The following is a 21,215-nucleotide window of genomic DNA, read 5'->3' on the forward strand; positions in this document are numbered from 1 at the left end:
CTCAGTGTTTTGCCCAGGGCACGAAACGCCGTTCCAGCGCCTCGAGCGCGAGAATGGTGAGATAACCCAGGGCCGAGATCACCACGATGCCGACGAACATGCGCGACACCGCAAAGGTCTGCCACGACGCCCAGATGAAGAAGCCGACGCCGCTGCGCGCGCCAAGGAATTCCGCCGCCGCGATGATGATGTAGGACGACCCCGCGGCCAGCCGGAGCCCGGTGAAGATGTTGGGCAGAGCCGACGGCAGTGCAATGCGGAAAAATGTCTGGAAGCGCGTAGCGCCGGCGTTCTTGGCAACGTCGAGATAGATCTGCGGCGTCTGCATCACCCCGCCCATCGTGTTGTAGAGCAAGAGGAAGAACACGCCGATGGCGATGACGACGAATTTCGAGGCGTCGCCGACGCCGAAGATCAACAGGATCAGCGGCAGGATGGCGATCTTCGGCACGGGGTAGAGTGCGGCAAAGATCGGCCCGAGCACCCGCCGCGCCGGCTGCGACAGGCCGAGGATCAGGCCGAGCAGAATGCCCGGTACGGCACCCATGACATAGCCGACCGAGACGCGGCGCAGCGTGGCACCGATATGGTCGAAGATTTCGAAGCTGGCGATCATCTGCCAGGCGGTGCCGGCAATGGCACTGGGCGGGGGGAAGAAGCGCCGGTCGATGACATTGAGCTGCGAGGCGATCTCCCATAGCAACAACAACAGGATCGGGCTGAAATAGGAGATGGTGCGGAACAGCCGCTCACGCTGGGCCGGAGCCTTGAGCTGGCGGATCTGTTCTTCGGTCAGCTTTGCGGTGATGAGGCTCATGCGTGGCGCTCCGGCGAAGTTGAGGCCAACAGCCGCCAGACCTCATAGGTGAGGTCCCAGAAACGCTTGTCGCGGCGCATCTCCACGACGTCGCGCGGCCGGTCGAAGGGGACAGTGAGATCGGCGATAATGGTGCCGGGGCGCGGCGACATCACCAACACCCGGTCGGCCAGTGTCAGCGCTTCGTCGACGCTGTGGGTGATGAACACGACGGTCTTGCCCGTCGTCTCCCAGATGCGCAGCAATTCCTGCTGCAGCACCAGCCGCGTCTGTTCGTCGAGTGCGCCGAACGGCTCGTCCATCAACAGGATCTCGCGGTCGTCGACAAGCGCGCGCGCCACCGAGACGCGCTGCTTCATGCCGCCGGACAGCCGGTGCGGCAGCGCATCGGCAAAGTCGGTCAGCCCGGTCAGTTCGAGCAGTTCGTCGACGCGCATCCGCCGCTTTTCGGCAGAAACGCCCTTCAGGCTGAGCGGAAAGCCGACATTCTCGCGCACGGTGAGCCAGGGCAGCACCGACGCCTCCTGGAACACCATCGCTGGCGGGTTTTCGCTCCGCATGTCGATGCTGCCGCCGAGCTTGCTTTCAAGCCCGGCGAGGATGCGCAGCACCGTCGTCTTGCCGCAGCCGCTGGGACCGACGATGCAGACGAATTCGCCGCGCTTGACCTCGAACTCGACCTCGTAGGCAGCGACGGTCGTGCGGTCGCTGTCGGCGTCGTAGAAGGCCTTGGTGAGGTTGCGCACCTCGATCGCCGTTTCGCTCATCGTACCCGCCCCTTGCGGCAACGCGGCCTGGGTCACTTCTTGCCCACCAGTTCGTTGGCGCGCTTCAGCAGGTCGCTGCGATAGACCGAGGAGATGTCGACGTCGCCCTTGTATTCGAGGTCGCCGCGCTTGCGGAAGAATGCCTCCTGCTCACGCACGGAGTTCAAGTCGATCGACCCGTCTTCCGAACGAATGGTGTAGGCTATGCCCTGCAGCAGCGATCTTTCCGTGCCGGTGTAGCGGGCGACGATGTCGAGCACCTTCTCGTCCTTCCAACCGCCATTGTCGAGCTGGCGCGCAGCCTTGAGATAGGCAGCGAGGAAATTGACGACGGCATCCTCGTGGCCCTCCACGAACTCCTTGTTGAACGCGATGAAGCCAAGTTCGGTGCCGAAGGTATGGTCCTCGACGAGGCGACGACCCAAGCCTTCGCGCTCGAGCTGCAGGGCGAAGGGTTCGATGCTCCAGCCGGCCTCGAGGCCGCCATTGGCGAAGGCGGCGGCAGTCGCAGGCGGCGGCAGGTAGATCGCCTCGACGTCGTCGACGGTCAGACCACCCTTTTCCAGCGCCTTGGCGACCGAATACATGCCAAAGCCGCCAGGCCCTGGAATACCGACACGCTTGCCCTTGAGGTCGGCGACCGTCTTGATGCCTTCGTCCCAGGCCTTCTGCGAGACCATGAAGGGCGACGGCGACGGCACGGTGTCGGGCATCTTGGCCGAGGTCGCGACGATGGCGACCGTGGCGCCCGCATTGATCGAATTGAACAGCCCGGCACCCCAGGTCGCAGCGCCCGCCTGGACGTTGCCTGAGGCCAGCATCTGGATCGTCTCGGCAGTGCCGCTCTTCGGCGACAGGGTCACGTCGACGCCGTATTCGTCGAAATAGCCGAGGTCCTCGGCGAGGAAGAACGGCGCATAGTCGGCAAAGGGCGAATAGAGGAATTCGATCTTCGGCTTGTCCTCAGCCAGCGCGCCGCTGGCGGCTCCGGCCAGAAGGCCCGCGGCGAGAGCCGAGACAATAAACCCGCGACGATTGACGGCAACCATAAGAACCCTCTCCATTGAGCGATCAGCCAGACTTTGATGTCCTGGATTTTGCAACTGATGCATCACATGGCGAAGGTGATATTTTCTAATTGGATTGGCAAGTGGAAAAATCTTATCCGCGAAGGTTGGCCATGGCAGCACGCTGGCACAAAGGTCTAGCTGTAGCGAACACAGAGACCCGACCAGCCCCGGCGCAAATTCAGAATCGCGAGGCTTGATCTGAAATATATTTCAGTATATGAATTTTATTGACATATGCTGGGTGAGCTGTAATCTCCAGACCGTCGGGTTTCGGGAGGAAGTCCGGCGGCAATCAATCCACATAGCGGCGCCTGGGGCGCCCGCGACGGTCATTGAGGATGGCTTCGGCCAAGGGAGGAAACTTGCGCAAATTTTTGAGCACGCTCGCAATCGCGGCGGCTGCGTCGACCTGTTTGGCTTCGACCCAGGCGCTTGCCGAAACCGCCAACCCGTTCAAATGCGAGCCGGGTGAGAAATACGTCATGAACGTCATGGTCTCGGGCGTCGAATACTGGTTCCCGGTCTATGAGATGTTCAAGCAGGCCGGCCAGCAGTTCGGTTGCGAGACGGAATACACCGGCACGCCCGAATACGACGTCAACAAGCAGATCGCCACCTTCGACCAGGCGCTCGCCCAGAAGCCGGCCGGCATCCTGGTCCACCCGATGAACTCCGACCCGTTCATCGAGCCGATCAACCGCGCCATCGAGCAGGGCACCGCCGTCGTCACCTTCGCGGCCGACTCACCCAACTCCAAGCGCACCTCCTTCATCACTTCGGACAATCTGGCCGAAGGCACCTATGCCGCCGATGCCGTCGCCAAGGCGATGGACGGCAAGGGCGAGTATGCCGTGCTGGAAAATCCCGGCCAGGACAACCACGACAAGCGCATCTCGGCCTTCATCGCCCGCATGGAAGCCAAATGGCCCGACATGAAGCTGGTCGGCCGCGCTGCCTCGAACCAGGACCCGACCAAGGCCTATCAGGCCGTTCTCAGCCTCGCCCAGGCGCATCCTGACCTCGGTGCGGTGTTCATGCCGGAAGCCAACTCGGCCATCGGCGCTGCCCAGGCGGCCAAGGAAGGCGGCGGCAAGATCAAGGTCATGCTCGCCGACGTCAACGCCAAGATCCTTGACATGATCAAGGCCGGCGAGATCTACGGTTCGGTCAACCCCAACCAGGGCATGCAGGGCTATATGGGCTTCATGCTGCTGTGGCTGGCCGCGCATCCCAACCTGATCGACCCGATGAACGACACGAAGCGGTCAGGCGCCAACGGCATGAGCGTGCCCTTCATCGACAACGGCTTCTCCATCGTGACCGCCGAAAATGCCGACGACTTCTATTGGGACAAGTATCTCAAGCGTCGCGGCACCAAGGGCATCGAGGAATAAGCTCGCATCCCTTGCCGCTCGCGGCAGAAAACCCGGAAGGGGACCCTGGTCCCCTTCCCCTTTGTGGCGCCCATCGCAGGAGCATGGCGTGACCGAGACGCCCATTCTTGAAATACGCGGCCTGTCCAAGGCGTTCGGGCCGGTAAAGGCGCTCAGCGACGTGCAGTTCGAGCTCAAGCGCGGGGAAATCCATGCGCTGTGCGGCGAAAACGGCGCCGGCAAATCGACGCTGATGAACATGATCGCCGGCGTGCTGCAGCCCGACCGGGGCGAGATCCTGATCGACGGCACAAGTGTTTCGATCCCCTCGCCGGCGGCAGCCCAGCGCCTCGGCGTAGCACTCGTCCACCAGGAGATTGCGCTCTGCCAGGACGCGACGGTCGCCGAAAATATCTACATGGCCGCGATCAATGCCCGTCGCGCGCCGCTGATGAATTTCCAGAAACTCTATGCCGACGCGCAGAAGGTGATGGACCTGCTCGCGCCCATTCCGGTGCGCACCAAGGTCGCCGACCTCTCCATTTCCAGCCAGCAGCTCGTCGAGATCGCCAAGGCGCTGACGCTGGACTGCAAGGTGCTGATGCTCGACGAGCCGACCGCGGCGCTGACCGAAAGCGAAGCGCAAAGGCTGTTTGCCATCGTCCGCGGCCTCAGGGATCGCGGCATTTCGGTGGTCTATATCAGCCATCGCATGGCCGAGATTTTCTCGCTCTGCGACCGTGTCACCGTCTTCCGCGACGGCCACTATGTCGCCACCGACCCCATTGCCAAAAGTTCGCCCGACGACGTCGTGCGCAAGATGGTCGGCCGCGAGATCACCCAGCTCTATCCCGACAAGCTGGCTCAGGAGCCGGGCCACAAGCTGCTTTCGGTCGAAGGCCTATCGGATGGCGACCGCTTCAGCGGCGTCAATCTTGAGCTCCGGGCCGGAGAAATCCTCGGTATCGGCGGCCTGATCGGCGCTGGCCGCAGTGAAATTGCCCAGAGCATCTGTGGCCTCAGGCCCGTGATGTCGGGCACCGTCGCGCTTGACCGCCAGAGCTTGCGCATCTCGAGCTACAGCGATGCCGTCAAGGCTGGCCTCGTCTATCTCTCCGAAGACCGCAAGGGCTCGGGCGTGTTCCTCGACATGTCGATCGCGGCCAATGTCTCCGCACTCGACCTGGGCAAGCTGACCGGTTCGCTCGGCCTGCTCGACCGCAAGGCCGAGGACAATCAAGCGACGGACCTGACCAGGCGCCTCAGCGTGCGTATGGCCGGCATCGATGCCAAAGTGTCGACGCTGAGCGGCGGCAACCAGCAGAAGGTGGCGATCGCCAAGCAATTGTCGATCGATCCCAAGGTCATCATCATGGACGAACCGACGCGCGGCATCGACGTCGGCGCCAAGGTCGAGATTCACCGCCTGCTGCGCCAGCTTGCAGCCAAGGGCACCGGCATCGTCGTCATCTCCTCGGAACTGCCGGAACTGATCGGCCTGTGCGACCGCGTGATCGTGGTGCGCGAGGGCCGCATCGCCGGCGAACTCGGCGCCGACGCACTCGGCGAGGAAGCCATCATCATGCTCGCCTCGGGCGTCCAGAACTCTTCAAATCAAGAAAAGCAGGCTCAAAATGTCGCCTAGGGAAGCCGGAGAAACCGTGATGCACGCCGAGATCAAGGCACCCGACACCGCCGGGCGCATCAACTTCGCCCGCCTCGCCTCAATGCGCGAAGCCGGCCTGATCGTCATCATTCTGGCGCTGTGCATCGCCATGAGCTTTGCCTCGCCACACTTCCTGACATGGGGCAATTTCCGCGCCATGCTGATGAGCTTCTCGATCGAGGGCATCGTCGTGGTCGGCATGACCATCCTGCTGATCGTCGGCGGCATCGACCTGTCGGTCGGCTCGGTGGTCTGCTTCTCGATGGTGGTGTCGGGCGCACTGTTCCTTGCCGGGCTGGACCCGTGGACGGCGAGCCTGATCGGCATCGGCACAAGCGCCTTGATCGGCGCTGCCATGGGCTTTTTCGTCACCGTGGTCGGGCTCAACCACTTCATCACTTCGCTTGCGGCGATGGTCATCGTCCGCGGCCTGTGCCTGGTCATCACCAAGGGCACGCCGCTGTCGCTGTTTTCGCTGCCACCGGAATTCAAGGCCATCGGCCAGGGCAGCCTCCACGGCCTGCCCTATGTCATCATCATCTTCGTCGTCGTCGTTGCGATCTTCGACTTCCTGCTGCGCCGCGCCACTGCCTTCCGCAAGGTGTTCTACACCGGCTCCAACGAGAAGGCGGCGCAGTTCTCCGGCATCAAGACCAAGCAGGTGAAGTTCTGGGTGACGGTGCTGTGCTCGACCCTCGCCGGGCTGGCGGGTGTCATCTACATGGCCCGCTTTGGTGCTGCGACGCCCACCTTCGGCGCCGGCATGGAGCTCAACATCATCGCGGCGGCGGTGATCGGCGGCGCATCTCTCAATGGCGGCTCGGGCACCATCTTCGGCGCCATTCTCGGTATGGCACTGCTCTCGGTGGTCACCAGCTCGCTGATCCTGCTCGACGTCTCCGTCTACTGGCAGGACATGATCAAGGGCTGCATCCTTCTGGCGGCCGTCTCCATCGACCACTTCCTGCACCGCAAGAAGTCCTGAGCATCAAGCACGAGACACCATCATGGCTCCCCCCAACACCCGCGACGACATATCGACCGTCCGCCAGATGCACCAGGCACTCGTGCTCCACTATGTCGAGGGCAAGACCCAGGCCGAGATCGCCAAAGAACTCGGCATCTCGCACGCCACCGTCAACCGGCTGATCAAGCGCGGCCACCAGCTCGGCCTCGTCGAGATCAAGATCAAGTCGCCGATCGACCATCTCGTCGACATCGAGACGCGTCTTGTCGCGCTCGGCGGCATCGAACGCGCCGTCGTCGTACCCTCGGTATCCGACAATCCGCAGACCGCGCTGCAGCGGGTCGGCGAGGCCGCCGCCCGTCTGCTGCTCGACACCATCAAGGATGGCGACACCATCTCGATCACCGGCGGCAAGGGCGTCAGCGCACTTGTTGCCGGGCTGAAGCCCGGTCGCAGCTATGATGTCGAGGTCATCCCGGCCACCGGTCTCGTCCAGGGCAAGCACTACACCGACGTCAACCACGTCGCATCGCTGATGGCCGACAAGCTCGGCGGCCGCGCCTACCAGGTGCATGCGCCCTTGTTTGCCGACACGCCGGAACAGCGCGAAATGCTGATGGGCGTGCGTTCCGTTGCCGATGTCTTCCGCAAGGCGCGCGAGGCAGATGTGGCGGTTGTCGGCATCGGCTCGATCTTGACCGACGACTCCAGCTATTACGACCTGCACCCATCATCGAGCGCCGACCGGCAGGCCATCCAGCAGTCGGGCGCATCGGGCGAGTTGCTCGCCCACCTGATCGACAGTCGCGGCAAGCTTTGCGGCTACGCCCTCAACCGGTCGCTGGTGTCGCTGACCTTGGATGAATTCGCCACCATACCGCGCTCGATCGGCATCGCCAGCGGGCCGAGCAAGGCCGCGCCCATCCTCAGCGCCATGCGCGGCAACCATCTCGACACCATCGTCACCGACGAGGCGACAAGCCTCCAGATTCTCGACCTTGCCGAACAGGAGGCAGCATGAGCTCCCGACAGATCCAACGCCCCATTGGCCGCTCCGGCGTCTCTGCTTCGGCCGTCGGCCTCGGCACCTGGGCGATCGGCGGCTGGATGTGGGGCGGCACCGACGAGCAGGCCTCGATCCGCGCCATCGAAGCCTCGATTGAATCAGGCATCAGCCTGATCGACACCGCGCCTGCCTATGGCCTCGGCCGCAGCGAGGAGATTGTCGGCAAGGCGATCAAGGGTAAGCGCGACAAGGTGGTCATCGCCACCAAATGCGGTCTCAACTGGCATTCCGGCAAGGGCAACCACTTCTTCGACCAGGATGACAAGCCGGTGCACCGCTATCTCGGCGCCGACGGCATCGCCCACGAGATCGAGCAGAGCCTCAACCGCCTCGGCACCGACTACATCGACCTCTACATCACCCACTGGCAGGATCCGACGACGCCGATTGCTGAAACGATGGCGACGCTGGAAAAGCTCAAGGCAGCGGGCAAGATCCGCGCCATCGGTGCTTCCAACGTCAGCGCCGAGGACCTCGAGCTTTATGTCTCCGCTGGCCAGATCGACGCGATCCAGGAACGCTATTCGATGATCGATCGTGAGATCGAGACCAGCCTGCTGCCGATCACCCAGCGCAACGACATCGCCACGCTCAGCTACTCCTCGCTGGCGCTCGGCCTGTTGACCGGGACGATCGATCCCTCGCGTGAATTCACCGGCGATGACCAGCGCAAGGGCAATCCACGTTTCTCCGCCGCCAACAGGCAGAAGGTGGCAAAGCTCAAGCAGGCCATCGCGCCGGTCGCTGAACAGCACAAGGCGTCGATGGCCCAGATCGTCATCGCATGGACACTCGCCCAGCCCGGTATCACTTTCGGCTTGTGCGGCGCGCGCACAGCCGAACAGGCGCTCGACAATGCACGGGCCGGCGAGATCACGCTTGGCACGAACGAATTGGCAATCATCGACACGGCAATCGCCGCGCATCTCACCGCCATGGATGCCTGAGCGAAAAGGCACAGCCCACATGAACCGCAACGACACACTCGCCGCTCTGCGAGAGCGGCCCGATATTGCCGTGCTGGTGATAGGCGGCGGCATCAACGGCATCTCGGTGTTCCGCGAACTCGCGCTGCAAGGCGTCGACGTCGTGCTCGCCGACAAGGGCGACTATTGCTCAGGCGCCAGTGCTGCACTGTCGCGCATGGTGCATGGCGGGCTTCGCTATCTCGAAAACGGCGAGTTCAAGTTGGTGCGTGAATCGCTGGTCGAGCGCGACCGGCTGCTCAAGAACGCCCCGCACTATGTCGCGCCGCTGCCGACGACGGTGCCGATCTTCGACACCTTCTCCGGCATCGCCAACGGCGCGGTCCGCTTCCTCGGCCTGACGCGCAATCCCAGCCGCCGCGGCGCGCTGGTGATCAAGGCCGGACTGACCATGTACGACCTGTTCACGGCAGCACGGCGATTGATGCCGAAGCACCGCTTCCGCGGCCGTGCCGAAACACTCAAGACATGGCCCGCGATCAATTCCGATATCCGCAGCTCCGCCACCTATTACGACGCCTGGGTCAGCCGTCCCGAGCGCCTCGGCCTGGAGATGTTGTTCGACGCATTGGCATCGAGCCCCACCGCGCACGCCCTGAACTATGCCGCGGTCGCCGCATCCAACGACGGCCTCGCCCTTACCGACAGCTTGACCGGCGAGGTCCTGCAGCTCCGCCCCAAGCTGATCATCAACGCCACCGGTGGTTGGATCGACCTCACCAACAAGGCCATTGGCGCGGCCGCCCCGCGCATGATGGGCGGTACCAAGGGCTCGCACCTGATCGTCGACAATGCCGAGCTGCATGACGCGCTTGGCGGCCACATGGTCTATTACGAGAACGAGGATGGCCGCATCTGCATCCTGTTTCCTTATCTCGGCAAGGTGCTGATCGGTTCGACCGACATCCGCGTCGATGATCCCGACCAGGTCCGCTGTGAGGACGACGAACGCAGCTACATCCTGCAGTCGCTCGCTTTTGTTTTCCCCACGATCGTGATCGCCGAAGAAGACATCGTCTTCCGCTTTGCCGGCGTGCGCCCCTTGCCTGCCAGCGACGACAGCTTCACCGGGCGCATTCCGCGCGACCATTTCTGCGAGTTCGTGGAACCAAGCGGCGGCCTGCCGGCGACCTTGTGCATGATCGGTGGCAAGTGGACGACCTTCCGCTCCTTCGGCGAGATGGCGGCCGACATGGCGCTCGAGCGCCTCGGCCTGACGCGCCATACCGGCACCCAGGACCTCGCCATCGGTGGCGGACGAGAATTTCCCGCCGCCTCGGATGCATGGTGCGCAAAGCTGGCGGAACAGCACGGTCTCAATATCGAACGCGCGCATGCCCTGCTTGAGCGTTACGGCACCTCGGCGGTCGATTTCGCGGCTGCCTCCGACCCGATGCTGGTGGGCTCCGACTATTCGACCGGCGAAATCCGCATGATCGTCGAGCGCGAGCAGGTCGAATGCCTCGCCGACATATTCCTGCGCCGCACAACCATCGCCATTTCGGGCGGGCTCAACCTCCAGCTCATCGAGGCCGTGCTCGCCATCCTGGCCAACCACAAAGGCTGGAGCGCCGCCGAGGCCGCCGCCGAGCGCAGCGCCTTTCTCGCCTTGCTCGCCCATCAGCACGGCATCGCACTTTCCGATCTCTCCCAGACGAACGACAAAAGGAGCGCCCTATGCGCCTGAACCACAAAGTCCGCATGAACAGGCTGTTCGGCGGTGGCCGCTGCCTCGACGTCGCCATCGATCACGGCGTCTGCAACGAACCGAGTTTCCTCAACGGGCTTGAGGACATGGCAAGCGTCGTCGGTCAGCTGGTCAAGGCTCGTCCCGACGCCATCCAGATGAACTACGGCCAGGCCGACCTGCTGCAGACCGTTCCGGGCAAGGACAAGCCCGCACTCGTGATGCGCATCGACATGGGCAATCCCTACAACAAGATCCGCCATCGGGCGATGTGGGCGGTGCTTCAGAACGAGGCCGAGCCTTTGCTCGGTGCGATCGAGATGGATGCGGCCTGCGTCGTGGTCAATCTGTTCATGCTGCCGGATGAGCCCGACCTGTTCCGGCAATGCGTCCAGAACATCGCACGCGTCCGCGCCGACTGCGAGAAATACGGTCTGCCGCTGATGATCGAGCCGCTGGCGATGCTGCCCGTCGACCAGAGCGGCGGCTACATGGTCGACGGCGATGCCGAAAAGATCGTCACGCTGACCCGCCTCGCCCGCGAGATGGGCGCCGACATCATCAAGGCCGACCCGACCACCGATCCCAACGACTTCCACCGCGTGGTCGAGGCGGCACGCTGCCCGGTCCTGGTGCGTGGCGGCGGCAAGGAGGATCTGCGCACAGTCTTCGACAAGTCGGCGGCGCTGATGTCGCAAGGCGCGATGGGGATGGTCTATGGTCGCAATATCTACCAGCATGCCCATCCGAGCGCGGTCGTTCGCGGACTGATGGCGATCATCCACGACGGCGCGGATGGTGCCACAGCCTTCGACCTGTACAAGCAGGCTTGAAGCAGCGGCATCGGGAGGAGCCAATGGGCACGTACATTCTTGGCCTAGATGCGGGCAACACCGTCATCAAGGCGATCATCTTCGACACGTCAGGGCGCGAACTTGCGCTCGCCGCCCGCGACGGCCGCTCCTGCATGCCGAAGCCAGGCCATGTCGAACGCGACCTCGACGAGCTCTGGCGCAACGCCATTGCCGTCATCGGCCAGTGCATCGACCAGGCCGGCATCGACGCCGGTGACATCGTTGCCATCGGCTGTGCCGGACATGGCAACGGGCTCTATGCGCTCGACCGCGACGGCGCTCCGCTGATCGGCATCCAGTCGCTCGACACGCGCGCCATAGGCATCGTCGACGAATGGGCCGAACAGAATGTCGGTGACCGCACCTACGCCCATTGCCTGCAAAAGCCGTGGGCGGCACAGACGCCCACCCTGCTCGCCTGGATCAAGCGCCATGCGCCCGAGCTTTTCAGCCGCATCGGCACGGTGTTTCTGTGCAAGGATTTTGTCGTCAACCGGCTGACCGGCGCACGCTCCACCGATACGTCTGACATGTCTGGCTGCGGCCTGCTTGAAATGCCCAGCCGCCGCTACGCTCAAGACCTGCTTGCCGCTTACGGGCTTGGCGACTGCATGGAGCTTCTGCCGCCTGTGCTGGAATCGGCCGAGATCGCCGGTCACGTCACGCCAGAGGTCGCGGCCCAGACCGGCCTGCGCGCCGGCACGCCAGTGGTGGCAGGCCTGTTCGATGTCGTTGCCAGCGCTGTCGGCTCGGGCGTCACCCGCACGGGCGCAGCCTCGATCATCGCCGGCACCTGGAGTATCAACCAGGTCATTACGGACGAGCCGATCCGCGATCCTTCGATTTTCATGCTGTCGACCTTCGACCCCAGGCGCTATCTGGCGATCGAATCGAGTGCCACCTCGGCCGCCAATCTCGAATGGATCGTCCGCGAGTTCTTCGAGCATGGCCATGACGGCGACGCTTCGCCGTTCGAATTGTGCAGCGAACTCGTCGCGTCTGTCGACCCCGATGGCGACATTCCGATCTACCACCCCTTCCTCTATGGCTCGCAGCAGAACGGCCACGCCCGCGCCGGATTCTACGGCGTCGCCGGCTGGCACACGCGCGGCCATATGTTGCGCGCCTTGTTCGAGGGCGTTGCCTTCGAGCACAAGCGCCACGTCGAGACCTTGTGCAAGGCGGGTGCCATCTTCGACGAGGTCACATTGTCGGGCGGCGGCTCGCGCAGCGCCGTCTGGCCGCAGATCTTCGCCGACGTACTCGGCGTTCCGGTCACCGTGGCTCGCAGCCGCGAGACCGGCGCGCTGGGCGCCGCCATTGCCGCCGCGACCGGCTTTGGCCTCTTCGCCGACTATGCTGAAGGTGCGACGGCGATGACCTCGGCCGCCCGCCACTATACGCCCAATGGCGCGATTGCCCCTGTTTATGCCAGGCGCTATCGATTGTATGGCGAGATCAACCAGGCGATGGCCCCGATCTGGCAGCGCATCGCCACTGAGCAGTCCGAGCAGGCACCGCAGTGACCGAAGCATCCTCCTCATTTGGCGACCATGACTACGTCATCGTCGGCGCAGGCTCCGCCGGTTGCGTGCTTGCCAATCGGCTGTCCGCCGATCCCCGCAATCGCGTGCTTTTGCTCGAAGCCGGTGGTTCCGACCGCTATCACTGGGTCAACATCCCGATCGGCTACCTCTACTGCATGGGCAATCCGCGCACCGACTGGCTGATGAAGACCGAACCAGACGCCGGCCTCAATGGCCGCAGCCTGAACTACCCCCGGGGCAAGGTGCTGGGCGGCTGCTCATCGATCAACGGCATGATCTACATGCGTGGCCAGGCCGCCGACTATGATGGCTGGCGCCAGGCCGGCAATGTCGGTTGGGGTTGGGATGATGTGCTGCCTTACTTCCTGAAGTCGGAAGACCATCACGCCGGCAAGAGCGCCATGCACGGGTCGGGCGGCGAATGGCGCATCGAAAAACAACGCCTGTCCTGGCCGATCCTCGACGCCTTCCGCGACGCCGCCGAGGAACTCGGCATCCCGCGCACCGACGACTTCAACACCGGCACCAACGAAGGTTCCGGCTATTTCGAGGTCAACCAGCGGGGCGGCGTGCGCTGGAACACCTCCAAGGCCTTCCTGCGCGGCATAACCGACCGCAGCAACCTGCGTGTCGTCACCGGCGCCGAGACCGAGCAGCTCGAATTCGACGGCAGGCGCGTTACCGGCCTCGTCTTCCGCAAGGACGGCCAGTTGCATCGCGTCAAGGCAAGCCAGACAATCCTCGCCGCCGGCGCCATCAACTCGCCAAAGATTCTCGAGCTCTCCGGCGTCGGCCGGCCCGAGCTGCTTTCAGGCCTCGGCATCGAAATCCGTCACGCGCTGGCCGGCGTCGGCGAAAACCTGCAGGACCATCTGCAGATCCGGACCGTGTTCAAGGTAACGGGGGCGGCGACGCTCAACCAGCGCTACCACAATCTGTTCAGCCGCGCCGCCATGGGGCTCGAATATGCGGTGAAGCGCAGCGGCCCGCTGTCGATGGCGCCGAGCCAGCTCGGCATTTTCGCCAAGAGCGATCCGCGTCTCGAAACGCCCGATCTCGAATATCACGTTCAGCCGCTCAGCACTGATCGGCTGGGCGAACCGTTGCACCGCTTTCCAGCCGTCACGGTGTCGGTCTGCAATCTGCGTCCCGAAAGCCGCGGCAGCGTGCACATGGCTTCATCAGAGGCGCGCGAGGCAGCGAAGATCAGGCCGAACTATCTCTCCACCGACGGCGACCGCAGCACCGCCATTGCCTCGCTGCGCCATGTCCGCCGCCTGATGAAGGCCAGGGCCGTCGCGCGCTTCGCGCCTGAGGAAGTGCTTCCAGGGACCCAGTACGACAGCGACGCCGATCTCATCCGCAAGGCCGGCGACATCGGCACGACGATCTTCCACCCGGTCGGCACCTGCAAGATGGGGTCTGACACAATGTCCGTGGTCGACGACCGCCTGCGCGTCCACGGCCTCGACGGATTGCGTGTCGTCGACGCCTCGATCATGCCGACGATCGTTTCCGGCAACACCAATTCGCCTGTCATCATGATCGCCGAGAAGGCAGCCGAAATGATCCTCGGGGACCGCCGCGCCTAGCCGCAGATCGTCTGGGCCAAAAGAAAATCGCCTGGGGTAATGCAATCGTGACCCACTGGAACGGGGTCACGATTTGCAGCCGATTGTCTTGACCGCCCCGCCACGCGGTGCGGCGTCGGCACAAATTTCCAAGAAACGCCGGCTAACGGCGGATCTGGCGGTCGGGGTCCAACGCTTTCTCCACTTGCGATCAACATAGCACCAGTCCGACAGGCCTGGCTTGTTCGAGTAACGTCTGACTTCGCGACAGCGAATGACTTCGCTCAAGTTTCCAGCAGCCTTCTCGATACGGCCCAGCTCCCAGCATCGTTCACCGAATGCGCCTCGCCAACGCCTTCCCTGGCGTCGACATGTCCATCCATGTTGACTACGCTACTCATGTATTGCTGCCGCCTGTCCGGCCCAGCACACACCTTCAGCTTCCAAGGAGTGCCCCCGTGAAGTCCACCCATTTCGCTTTGACCAGCGCCGCCCTGCTGTTGGCCCTCTACGCCTCGTCCGCTCTGGCGCAGGATGCCGAAGGCATCGTCATCTATAACGCCCAGCACGAAAGCCTGACCAACGAGTGGGCCGAAGCCTTCACCAAGGAAACCGGCATCAAGGTGACGATCCGCAAGGGCAGCGACACCGAGTTCGGCAACCAGATCGTCGCCGAAGGCAAGCTGTCGCCGGCCGACGTCTTCCTGACCGAGAACTCGCCGGCCATGGCGCTGGTCGACAATGCCGGGCTGTTCGCGCCTGTCGAAGCCGACACGCTGGCGCAGGTGCCCGAGGAATTCCGTCCCGCCAACGGCCACTGGACCGGCATTGCCGCGCGCAGCACCGTCTTTGCCTATGACAAGACCAAGCTCACCGCCGACAAGCTGCCGAAATCGCTGCTCGATCTGGCCGATCCGAGCTGGAAGGGTCGCTGGGCGGCCTCGCCGTCGGGCGCCGATTTCCAGGCCATTGTCGGCGCGCTGCTCGAACTGAAGGGCGAGGCAGCCACCGTCGAATGGCTGAAGGGCATGAAGGCCAATTTCACCGCCTATCGCGGCAACAGCACCGCCATGAAGGCGGTCAATGCCGGCGAGGTCGAGGGCGCCGTGATCTACCACTATTACTACTATGGCGATCAGGCCAAGACGGGCGAGAACAGCAAGAATGTCTCGCTGCATCTGTTCAAGAACCAGGATCCTGGCGCCTTCGTCAGCATCTCTGGAGGTGGGGTCCTCGCGTCCAGCAAACACCCCAAGGAAGCCCAGGCGTTCCTCAAGTGGATCACTGGCAAGACCGGCCAGGGCATCCTCAGGACCGGCACCTCGTTCGAGTATGCCGTCGGCACCGGCGACGAGTCCAACCCGGAGCTCACCCCACTCAAGGACCTGCAGGCGCCGAAGGTCGAGGCCTCGAAGCTCGACAGCAAGAAGGTGTCCGAGCTGATGACGGCGGCCGGGCTGCTCTGAATGCCACTGCGCCAATCAAGCTCCCGCAACACGGTCGCGGGAGCTTTCGCACCTGAAGGGCTTGCCAAGACGGCGGAATTCCTTCACCGGATGGTCACCTATTCCTCGCCGCGAGGCGAACCGGGAGCCTGGAGTGACGCCTTCGTCGGCTGAATATCATCCTTCGCGGCCATCGACCCCAGCCGCAGCCTGGTCCCGCCTGCTGCCGACATCCTGGATCGCGGTCGCGGCGGTGCTGGTGTCGCTGTTTGCCCTTTTGCCGCTCGGCTTCATCATCTGGGTTGCGATCCAGACCGGCTGGACCTCAGTTGCCCAGTTGGTGTTCCGGCCACGCGTCGGCGAACTCTTGGTCAACACGCTTTCGCTCGTCATCCTCGTCGTGCCGATCACCGCGCTTTTGTCGGTGGCCCTGGCCTGGCTGACCGAACGCAGCGACTTGCCCGGCGCACGTTTCTGGTCGGGGCTGTCGGTAGCGCCGCTCGCCGTTCCCGCCTTCGTCCATTCTTATGCCTGGATCACCCTGTTTCCATCCATGCACGGCCTTTTCGCCGGCGTGCTGATTTCGGTCATTGCCTATTTTCCCTTCATCTATCTGCCGGTGGCAGCGACGCTGCGCCGGCTCGATCCGGCGCTGGAAGACGCTGCCGCCTCGCTCGGCAACACCCCTTGGCGCGTTTTCCTTCGGGTCGTCCTGCCCCAGCTCAAGCTCGCCGTGCTGGGCGGCGCGCTGCTCGTTGGCCTGCACCTGCTTGCCGAATACGGCCTCTATGTCTTCATCCGCTTCGACACCTTCACCACCGCAATCGTCGACCAGTTCCAGTCGACCTTCAACGGACCGGCGGCCAACATGTTGGCCGGCGTGCTGGTCGTCTGCTGCCTCGTGCTCCTGGCGCTCGAAGCCATGCTGCGCGGCGGCGAGCGCTACGCCCGCGTCGGCTCGGGTGCTGCGCGCACCGCTGTGCGCACAAGCCTCGGCCGCGCCACCGTGCCTTGCCTCGCCTTGCCACTGATCACAGCATCGCTGGCGCTCGGCGTGCCATTCCTGACCGTCGGCCGCTGGCTCGTCGCCGGTGGCGCCGGCGTCTGGAACCTCGATGTCATTAGCCTCGCGCTGTGGCAGACGCTCGTGCTGGCGCTCGGCGGCGCGCTGCTCACCGTCGCCATCGCCATTCCAATGGCGTGGCTGTCGATCCGCCGCCCAGGCCCACTGCCGCGCCTGCTCGAAGGCTGCAACTACATCGTCGGCTCCTTGCCCGGCGTGGTCATCGCGCTCGCTCTGGTCACGGTCACTGTGCGTGTCGCGATGCCGCTCTACCAGACCGTCGCCACCATCCTTGCCGCCTATGCGCTGATGTTCCTGCCCCGGGCGCTGGTGTCGCTGCGCGCCAGCATCGCCCAGGCTCCGGTCGAGCTCGAACAGGCGGCCGGCAGCCTCGGCCGCAGCCCGCTGCGCGCGCTGTGGTCGACGACGGTGCGCCTCTCCGCGCCGGGCGCCGCCGCCGGCATTGCCCTGGTTGGGCTTGGCATCACCAATGAACTCACCGCCACCCAGATGCTCGCGCCCAACGGCACCCGCACGCTCGCCATGGCCTTCTGGGCGATGAGCAACGAACTCGACTATGCCGCAGCCGCACCCTACGCACTGATCATGGTGGTGATGTCGCTGCCCTTGACCTGGCTCCTTTATGTACAGTCGCGACGGATGGCCGGCCGATGAGCTTTCTTCACCTGCATGGCCTGCGCAAAGCCTATGGCAATGTCACCGCCGTCGACGGCATCGAGCTTGCGGTCGCAGTCGGGAGCCGCACCGCCATCGTCGGCCCCTCGGGCTGCGGCAAGACCACACTGTTGCGTCTCATCGCCGGTTTTGAGGCCCCCGATGCCGGCAGCATCGTGCTTGATGGGACCGAACTCGCGGGCAATGGCGATGTCGTGCCGGCGCATCGCCGCGGCATCGGCGTGGTGGCGCAGGACGGCGCGCTGTTTCCCCATCTCAGCATCGCCGACAATATCGGCTTCGGCATGAAACGCGACAAGGATGCGCGCGACGAACGCATCGCCGACCTCGCTTATGTCGTCGGCCTCGACAGGGGCATCCTCAAGCGCCGCCCGCACCAGCTCTCCGGCGGCCAGCAGCAACGCGTGGCACTCGCCCGTGCCATGGCGCGCAAGCCGCGCCTGATGCTGCTCGACGAACCGTTCTCGGCTCTCGACACGGGCTTGCGCGCCTCGATGCGCAAGGCCGTCGCCGAACTGCTCGAACAGGCCGGCATCGCCACGATCCTGGTCACCCACGACCAGGCCGAGGCCCTGTCTTTCGCCGACCAGGTCGCTGTCATGCGCGACGGCGCCTTCTCGCAGGTCGGCGCGCCACGCGACCTCTATCTGCGCCCGAAGGACCGGATGATCGCCGAGTTCCTCGGCGACAGCATCATCCTTCCGGCGCGTATCTCAAGCGGCATCGCCGAATGCGCCATCGGCCACATCGGCGCTGACAGCACGAGCCCGCGCGACGTCGCCCGTATCATGCTGCGCCCGGAGCAGGTCTTCCTTGAGCCGGCGTCGCGGGCAGACGTCGCCAATCCGCCACCCAACGTGGTCTTCGGCGAGATCATCGAGGCAGAGTTCGCCGGCTCGGTAAGCACTGTCGCGTTGCGTGTACTCAACAGTCTCGACCCGCCCGACGCCGCCGTTATCGGCAACCACCCGCTCATCCTGCGCCGGTCCTTCGTCGACGCGCCAACGGTGGGCGCGATCGTACGGATCAGCGTCCACGGCAAGGCTCACGTCTTCGATGGCACCGCCTGATCAGGCTGATCCCGCCGCTACCAACAGAAAGCCCCGCGATTGCGGGGCTTTTGCGTTGTCGAAGGTGATGTGTGGTGCCGGTTGCGCCTACGAGCGTGGGCGTTCCTTCTTGGGGTCGTAGTGGGCGAACGGCACGATCCTGGCCGGCAGGCGCTTTTGCTGGCCGTCGAGCTTGCCGACTTCGACCTCGGTGCCGATCTCGGCATGCGCTGCCTCGATGCGAGCGAGTGCGATGTTCTTGCCGAGGATCGGCGAGCGCATCGACGAGGTGACGATGCCGATCTGTGCGCGGCCGATATGGACGCAGTCGCCGTGGCCGACAGCGACATTGGCGTCGATGTCGAGGCCGACAAGCTTGTGGATCGGATTGTCCTTGCGCCGGATCAGCGCCTCGCGGCCGATGAAGTCGTCGGTCTTGGTCTTCAGCGGCACGGTGAAGCCGATGCCGGCCTCGAACGGGTCGGTCTGGTCGGAGAACTCGTAATTGGCAAAGATCAGGCCGGCCTCGATGCGCACCATGTCGAGGGCTGCAAAGCCCATCGGCTTCAAGCCATGCGGCTGGCCGGCTGCCCACACCGCGTCGAAGACGATCTCGGCATCGCGCGGATGGCACCAGACCTCGTAACCGAGCTCGCCGGTGTAGCCCGTGCGCGACACCACCACAGGGACACCCTGTGCATCGCCGATGCGGCCGATGGTGAAGCGGAACCATTCGAGCTCACTGAGCGCCGGCTGGTGCGGCGGCGTCCAGACGATCTCCTTCAGGATGTCGCGGCTGTTCGGGCCCTGGACGGCGATGTTGTGCATCTGGTCGGTCGAGGAGCGGACCAGCACCTTGAGGCCGAGTTTCTCCGCCTGCTCGCGCAGCCAGACGCCGGAATAGTCATCGCCGCAGATCCAGCGGAAATTGTCCTTGCCCAGACGCAGCAGCGTGCCGTCGTCGACCATGCCGCCATGCTCGTAGCACATGGCGGTGTAGACGACCTGACCGACACCGAGCTTCTTGACGTCGCGGGTCAGCGTGTACTGCATCAGGGCTTCGGCATCAGGGCCGGTGACCTCGAACTTGCGCAGGGCACTGAGATCCATCACCACCGCCTTCTCACGGCAGGCCCAGTATTCGGCGATGGCGCCCTCCTTGGCGAATTCCTGCGGCAGCCAGAAGCCCTTGTATTCGATGAAGTTGCGGGTGTGCTTGGCAAAGCTTGCGTGGAAGCCGGTCTCGCGGGTCATCTTGGGTTCTGCCTCCGGGGTCGTGCGTCGGGCGATCGCGCGCTGGAATGTGTTGGAGCCGGAATAGGTCCGGACGTGGATGTCGGTGAGGTTCCAGCCATTGGCCGGCGTGGTGTCGTCGGGACAGGCGGAGGAGACGCAGACGATGTCGGTCAGCGCTCTCAGCAGCACATAGTCGCCCGGCCGCGACCACGGCTCGTCCGAGAACATCACGCCATGGGCGTCGATGCCGGTGTTGAAGAAGAAGTTGACCGCCATCCAGCCGGCACGGGCATTGACGCCATGCGGCACAAGTGCGCCGTTGAAGTTCTCCGAGCAGTTGATGTGGCCGGGATAACCGATGTCGTCGTAATATTTGGCATAGCAGGCGAGCGCAAAGGCATCATGCCGGCCGCAGGTGTCCTGCACGACCTCGACAAGCGGCTCGAAATCCTGATCGAAATATTTGGCATGCAGGCCGGGCATCGGATAGGCGTGGCCCATCAGCGAGCGGGTGGCGGTGACGTCGAGTGCGAGGTCCCTGCCCTTGTCGAGCTTGCGGGCGGAAAAGCACTGGAAGTCGGTGCACTGGCGGCCATCGACGTCGATGATCTGGATGTAGTCGCCGGCCTTGACGAAATAGCTCTCCGCCGTCTTCGACTTGACCCTGACATCGAGCACCGGATCGGCGAGCGGATCGGGCAGCTCGAAGCCGCCTGACACGGCACGGACCTTGGCCCGCTTGACCATCACCACCAGAGGCGTCGTCGTGTCCTGGCTGTCGACCGACATCGGCGCCCCGGGTGCGGCAATCACCAGCGAGCCCGGCCGCGAGACGACAAAACGCTCCTCGACCCCGGCAGCGGTCGCACCATCGAAGAAGCGCACCGCCTCGACCCGGCCAAGCTCGAGCTTGCGGCGGGCGAGGCCAAGCCGAAACTTCTGCAAGCTCTCGTCGCCATCGACGAGCAGCGCCTTCAGCCCCGACGCATCGCTGTTCGAGCGTGTCGACAGGATACCCGGATCGGCGCGGCCGGCAGCATCAAACGCCACCAGCTCGCACGCCTGCCCGCCTTCGAGATTGCGCACCGTCACATGATCGCCGGCCTCGATGTCGATCAGCACCGCACCGCCACCAGGCACGTGATAGCGCTCCATGCCGGGCAGCAACAGGCCAGGCTGCACAACCAGGCTCGGACGCGGAGGGCCGGCCACAACTTCGGGGTAGACCACATTTGTCGCAACCATCACCGCCCTCCTCGCAGCACACCGCAGCCACCTGCCAGATTAGCATCCGACTGTGAACCGGTCCGCCGCGGCATGTGAAAATCAGCACAGCAAATGTGAAAAATTGTTAT

Annotated in this window: 16 protein-coding genes; 12 read left to right on the plus strand and 4 right to left on the minus strand. The window is 64.2% G+C overall.

What is annotated here, in order from left to right; translation table 11 throughout:
* Position 1: 1 nt before the first annotated feature.
* From Amn_RS22755 to Amn_RS22765, 3 genes are read right to left on the minus strand one after another with little or no spacing between them, the layout of a single operon-like run.
* Entirely contained in the window at positions 2-817 is an 816-nt protein-coding gene (locus tag Amn_RS22755; RefSeq protein ID WP_067957915.1) for an ABC transporter permease, read from the minus strand.
* Positions 814-1,584: an ABC transporter ATP-binding protein gene (locus Amn_RS22760; protein WP_067957912.1), complete on the minus strand. Its 771-nt coding sequence runs from the start codon at positions 1,582-1,584 to the stop codon at positions 814-816. Before Amn_RS22760 ends, Amn_RS22755 begins: the two co-directional genes overlap by 4 nt.
* Before the next feature lie 32 nt (positions 1,585-1,616).
* Positions 1,617-2,633, minus strand: a complete 1,017-nt coding sequence (locus Amn_RS22765; RefSeq protein WP_286292108.1) for an ABC transporter substrate-binding protein — start codon at positions 2,631-2,633, stop codon at positions 1,617-1,619.
* Between the two features lie 383 nt (positions 2,634-3,016).
* Between Amn_RS22765 and Amn_RS22770 the strand changes: the two genes are divergently transcribed.
* The 12 genes from Amn_RS22770 (at position 3,017) to Amn_RS22825 (ending at position 18,645) form a co-directional block, all read left to right on the plus strand.
* Positions 3,017-4,048: a substrate-binding domain-containing protein gene (locus Amn_RS22770; protein ID WP_286292110.1), complete on the plus strand. Its 1,032-nt coding sequence runs from the start codon at positions 3,017-3,019 to the stop codon at positions 4,046-4,048.
* Between the two features lie 88 nt (positions 4,049-4,136).
* Complete coding sequence (locus Amn_RS22775; RefSeq protein ID WP_286292113.1) at positions 4,137-5,672, plus strand: sugar ABC transporter ATP-binding protein; 1,536 nt, start codon at positions 4,137-4,139, stop codon at positions 5,670-5,672.
* Positions 5,673-5,691: 19 nt separating this feature from the next.
* A complete protein-coding gene (locus Amn_RS22780; RefSeq protein WP_154386425.1) occupies positions 5,692-6,678 on the plus strand; it encodes an ABC transporter permease in 987 nt (328 codons plus the stop codon).
* A gap of 22 nt (positions 6,679-6,700) precedes the next feature.
* On the plus strand, positions 6,701-7,681 hold the full coding sequence (locus Amn_RS22785; protein ID WP_067957907.1) for a sugar-binding transcriptional regulator: 981 nt from the start codon (positions 6,701-6,703) through the stop codon (positions 7,679-7,681).
* On the plus strand, positions 7,678-8,673 hold the full coding sequence (locus Amn_RS22790) for an aldo/keto reductase (protein WP_286292121.1): 996 nt from the start codon (positions 7,678-7,680) through the stop codon (positions 8,671-8,673). Before Amn_RS22785 ends, Amn_RS22790 begins: the two co-directional genes overlap by 4 nt.
* Before the next feature lie 19 nt (positions 8,674-8,692).
* A complete protein-coding gene (locus Amn_RS22795) occupies positions 8,693-10,399 on the plus strand; it encodes a glycerol-3-phosphate dehydrogenase/oxidase (RefSeq protein ID WP_154386380.1) in 1,707 nt (568 codons plus the stop codon).
* On the plus strand, positions 10,390-11,232 hold the full coding sequence (locus Amn_RS22800) for a class I fructose-bisphosphate aldolase (protein WP_067957897.1): 843 nt from the start codon (positions 10,390-10,392) through the stop codon (positions 11,230-11,232). Before Amn_RS22795 ends, Amn_RS22800 begins: the two co-directional genes overlap by 10 nt.
* Before the next feature lie 23 nt (positions 11,233-11,255).
* Positions 11,256-12,779: an FGGY-family carbohydrate kinase gene (locus tag Amn_RS22805; RefSeq protein ID WP_286292127.1), complete on the plus strand. Its 1,524-nt coding sequence runs from the start codon at positions 11,256-11,258 to the stop codon at positions 12,777-12,779.
* Complete coding sequence (locus Amn_RS22810; RefSeq protein ID WP_286292129.1) at positions 12,776-14,392, plus strand: GMC family oxidoreductase; 1,617 nt, start codon at positions 12,776-12,778, stop codon at positions 14,390-14,392. The genes Amn_RS22805 and Amn_RS22810 overlap by 4 nt, the downstream gene beginning before the upstream one ends.
* 437 nt (positions 14,393-14,829) lie before the next feature.
* Positions 14,830-15,837, plus strand: a complete 1,008-nt coding sequence (locus Amn_RS22815; RefSeq protein WP_286292131.1) for an iron ABC transporter substrate-binding protein — start codon at positions 14,830-14,832, stop codon at positions 15,835-15,837.
* A gap of 199 nt (positions 15,838-16,036) precedes the next feature.
* Complete coding sequence (locus Amn_RS22820) at positions 16,037-17,554, plus strand: ABC transporter permease (protein ID WP_154386424.1); 1,518 nt, start codon at positions 16,037-16,039, stop codon at positions 17,552-17,554.
* Complete coding sequence (locus Amn_RS22825; RefSeq protein WP_286292136.1) at positions 17,551-18,645, plus strand: ABC transporter ATP-binding protein; 1,095 nt, start codon at positions 17,551-17,553, stop codon at positions 18,643-18,645. The genes Amn_RS22820 and Amn_RS22825 overlap by 4 nt, the downstream gene beginning before the upstream one ends.
* An 87-nt stretch (positions 18,646-18,732) precedes the next feature.
* On the opposite strand, the gene Amn_RS22830 is transcribed toward Amn_RS22825, so the two are convergent.
* Complete coding sequence (locus Amn_RS22830; protein ID WP_286292140.1) at positions 18,733-21,105, minus strand: trimethylamine N-oxide demethylase; 2,373 nt, start codon at positions 21,103-21,105, stop codon at positions 18,733-18,735.
* Positions 21,106-21,215 lie beyond the last annotated feature (110 nt).

It is taken from the genome of Aminobacter sp. Y103A, from assembly GCF_030294925.1.
GTDB lineage: Bacteria > Pseudomonadota > Alphaproteobacteria > Rhizobiales > Rhizobiaceae > Aminobacter > Aminobacter ciceronei.

Excerpts from the sequence above, each read along its gene's own strand:
- Amn_RS22790 (WP_286292121.1), top strand. The coding sequence starts at position 7,678 with ATGAGCTCCCGACAGATCCAACGCCCCATTGGCCGCTCCGGCGTCTCT.
- Amn_RS22825 (WP_286292136.1), top strand. The coding sequence starts at position 17,551 with ATGAGCTTTCTTCACCTGCATGGCCTGCGCAAAGCCTATGGCAATGTC.
- Amn_RS22785 (WP_067957907.1), top strand. The coding sequence starts at position 6,701 with ATGGCTCCCCCCAACACCCGCGACGACATATCGACCGTCCGCCAGATG.
- Amn_RS22780 (WP_154386425.1), top strand. The coding sequence starts at position 5,692 with ATGCACGCCGAGATCAAGGCACCCGACACCGCCGGGCGCATCAACTTC.
- Amn_RS22795 (WP_154386380.1), top strand. The coding sequence starts at position 8,693 with ATGAACCGCAACGACACACTCGCCGCTCTGCGAGAGCGGCCCGATATT.
- Amn_RS22800 (WP_067957897.1), top strand. The coding sequence starts at position 10,390 with ATGCGCCTGAACCACAAAGTCCGCATGAACAGGCTGTTCGGCGGTGGC.
- Amn_RS22805 (WP_286292127.1), top strand. The coding sequence starts at position 11,256 with ATGGGCACGTACATTCTTGGCCTAGATGCGGGCAACACCGTCATCAAG.
- Amn_RS22830 (WP_286292140.1), bottom strand. The coding sequence starts at position 21,105 with ATGGTTGCGACAAATGTGGTCTACCCCGAAGTTGTGGCCGGCCCTCCG.
- Amn_RS22765 (WP_286292108.1), bottom strand. The coding sequence starts at position 2,633 with ATGGTTGCCGTCAATCGTCGCGGGTTTATTGTCTCGGCTCTCGCCGCG.
- Amn_RS22755 (WP_067957915.1), bottom strand. The coding sequence starts at position 817 with ATGAGCCTCATCACCGCAAAGCTGACCGAAGAACAGATCCGCCAGCTC.
- Amn_RS22760 (WP_067957912.1), bottom strand. The coding sequence starts at position 1,584 with ATGAGCGAAACGGCGATCGAGGTGCGCAACCTCACCAAGGCCTTCTAC.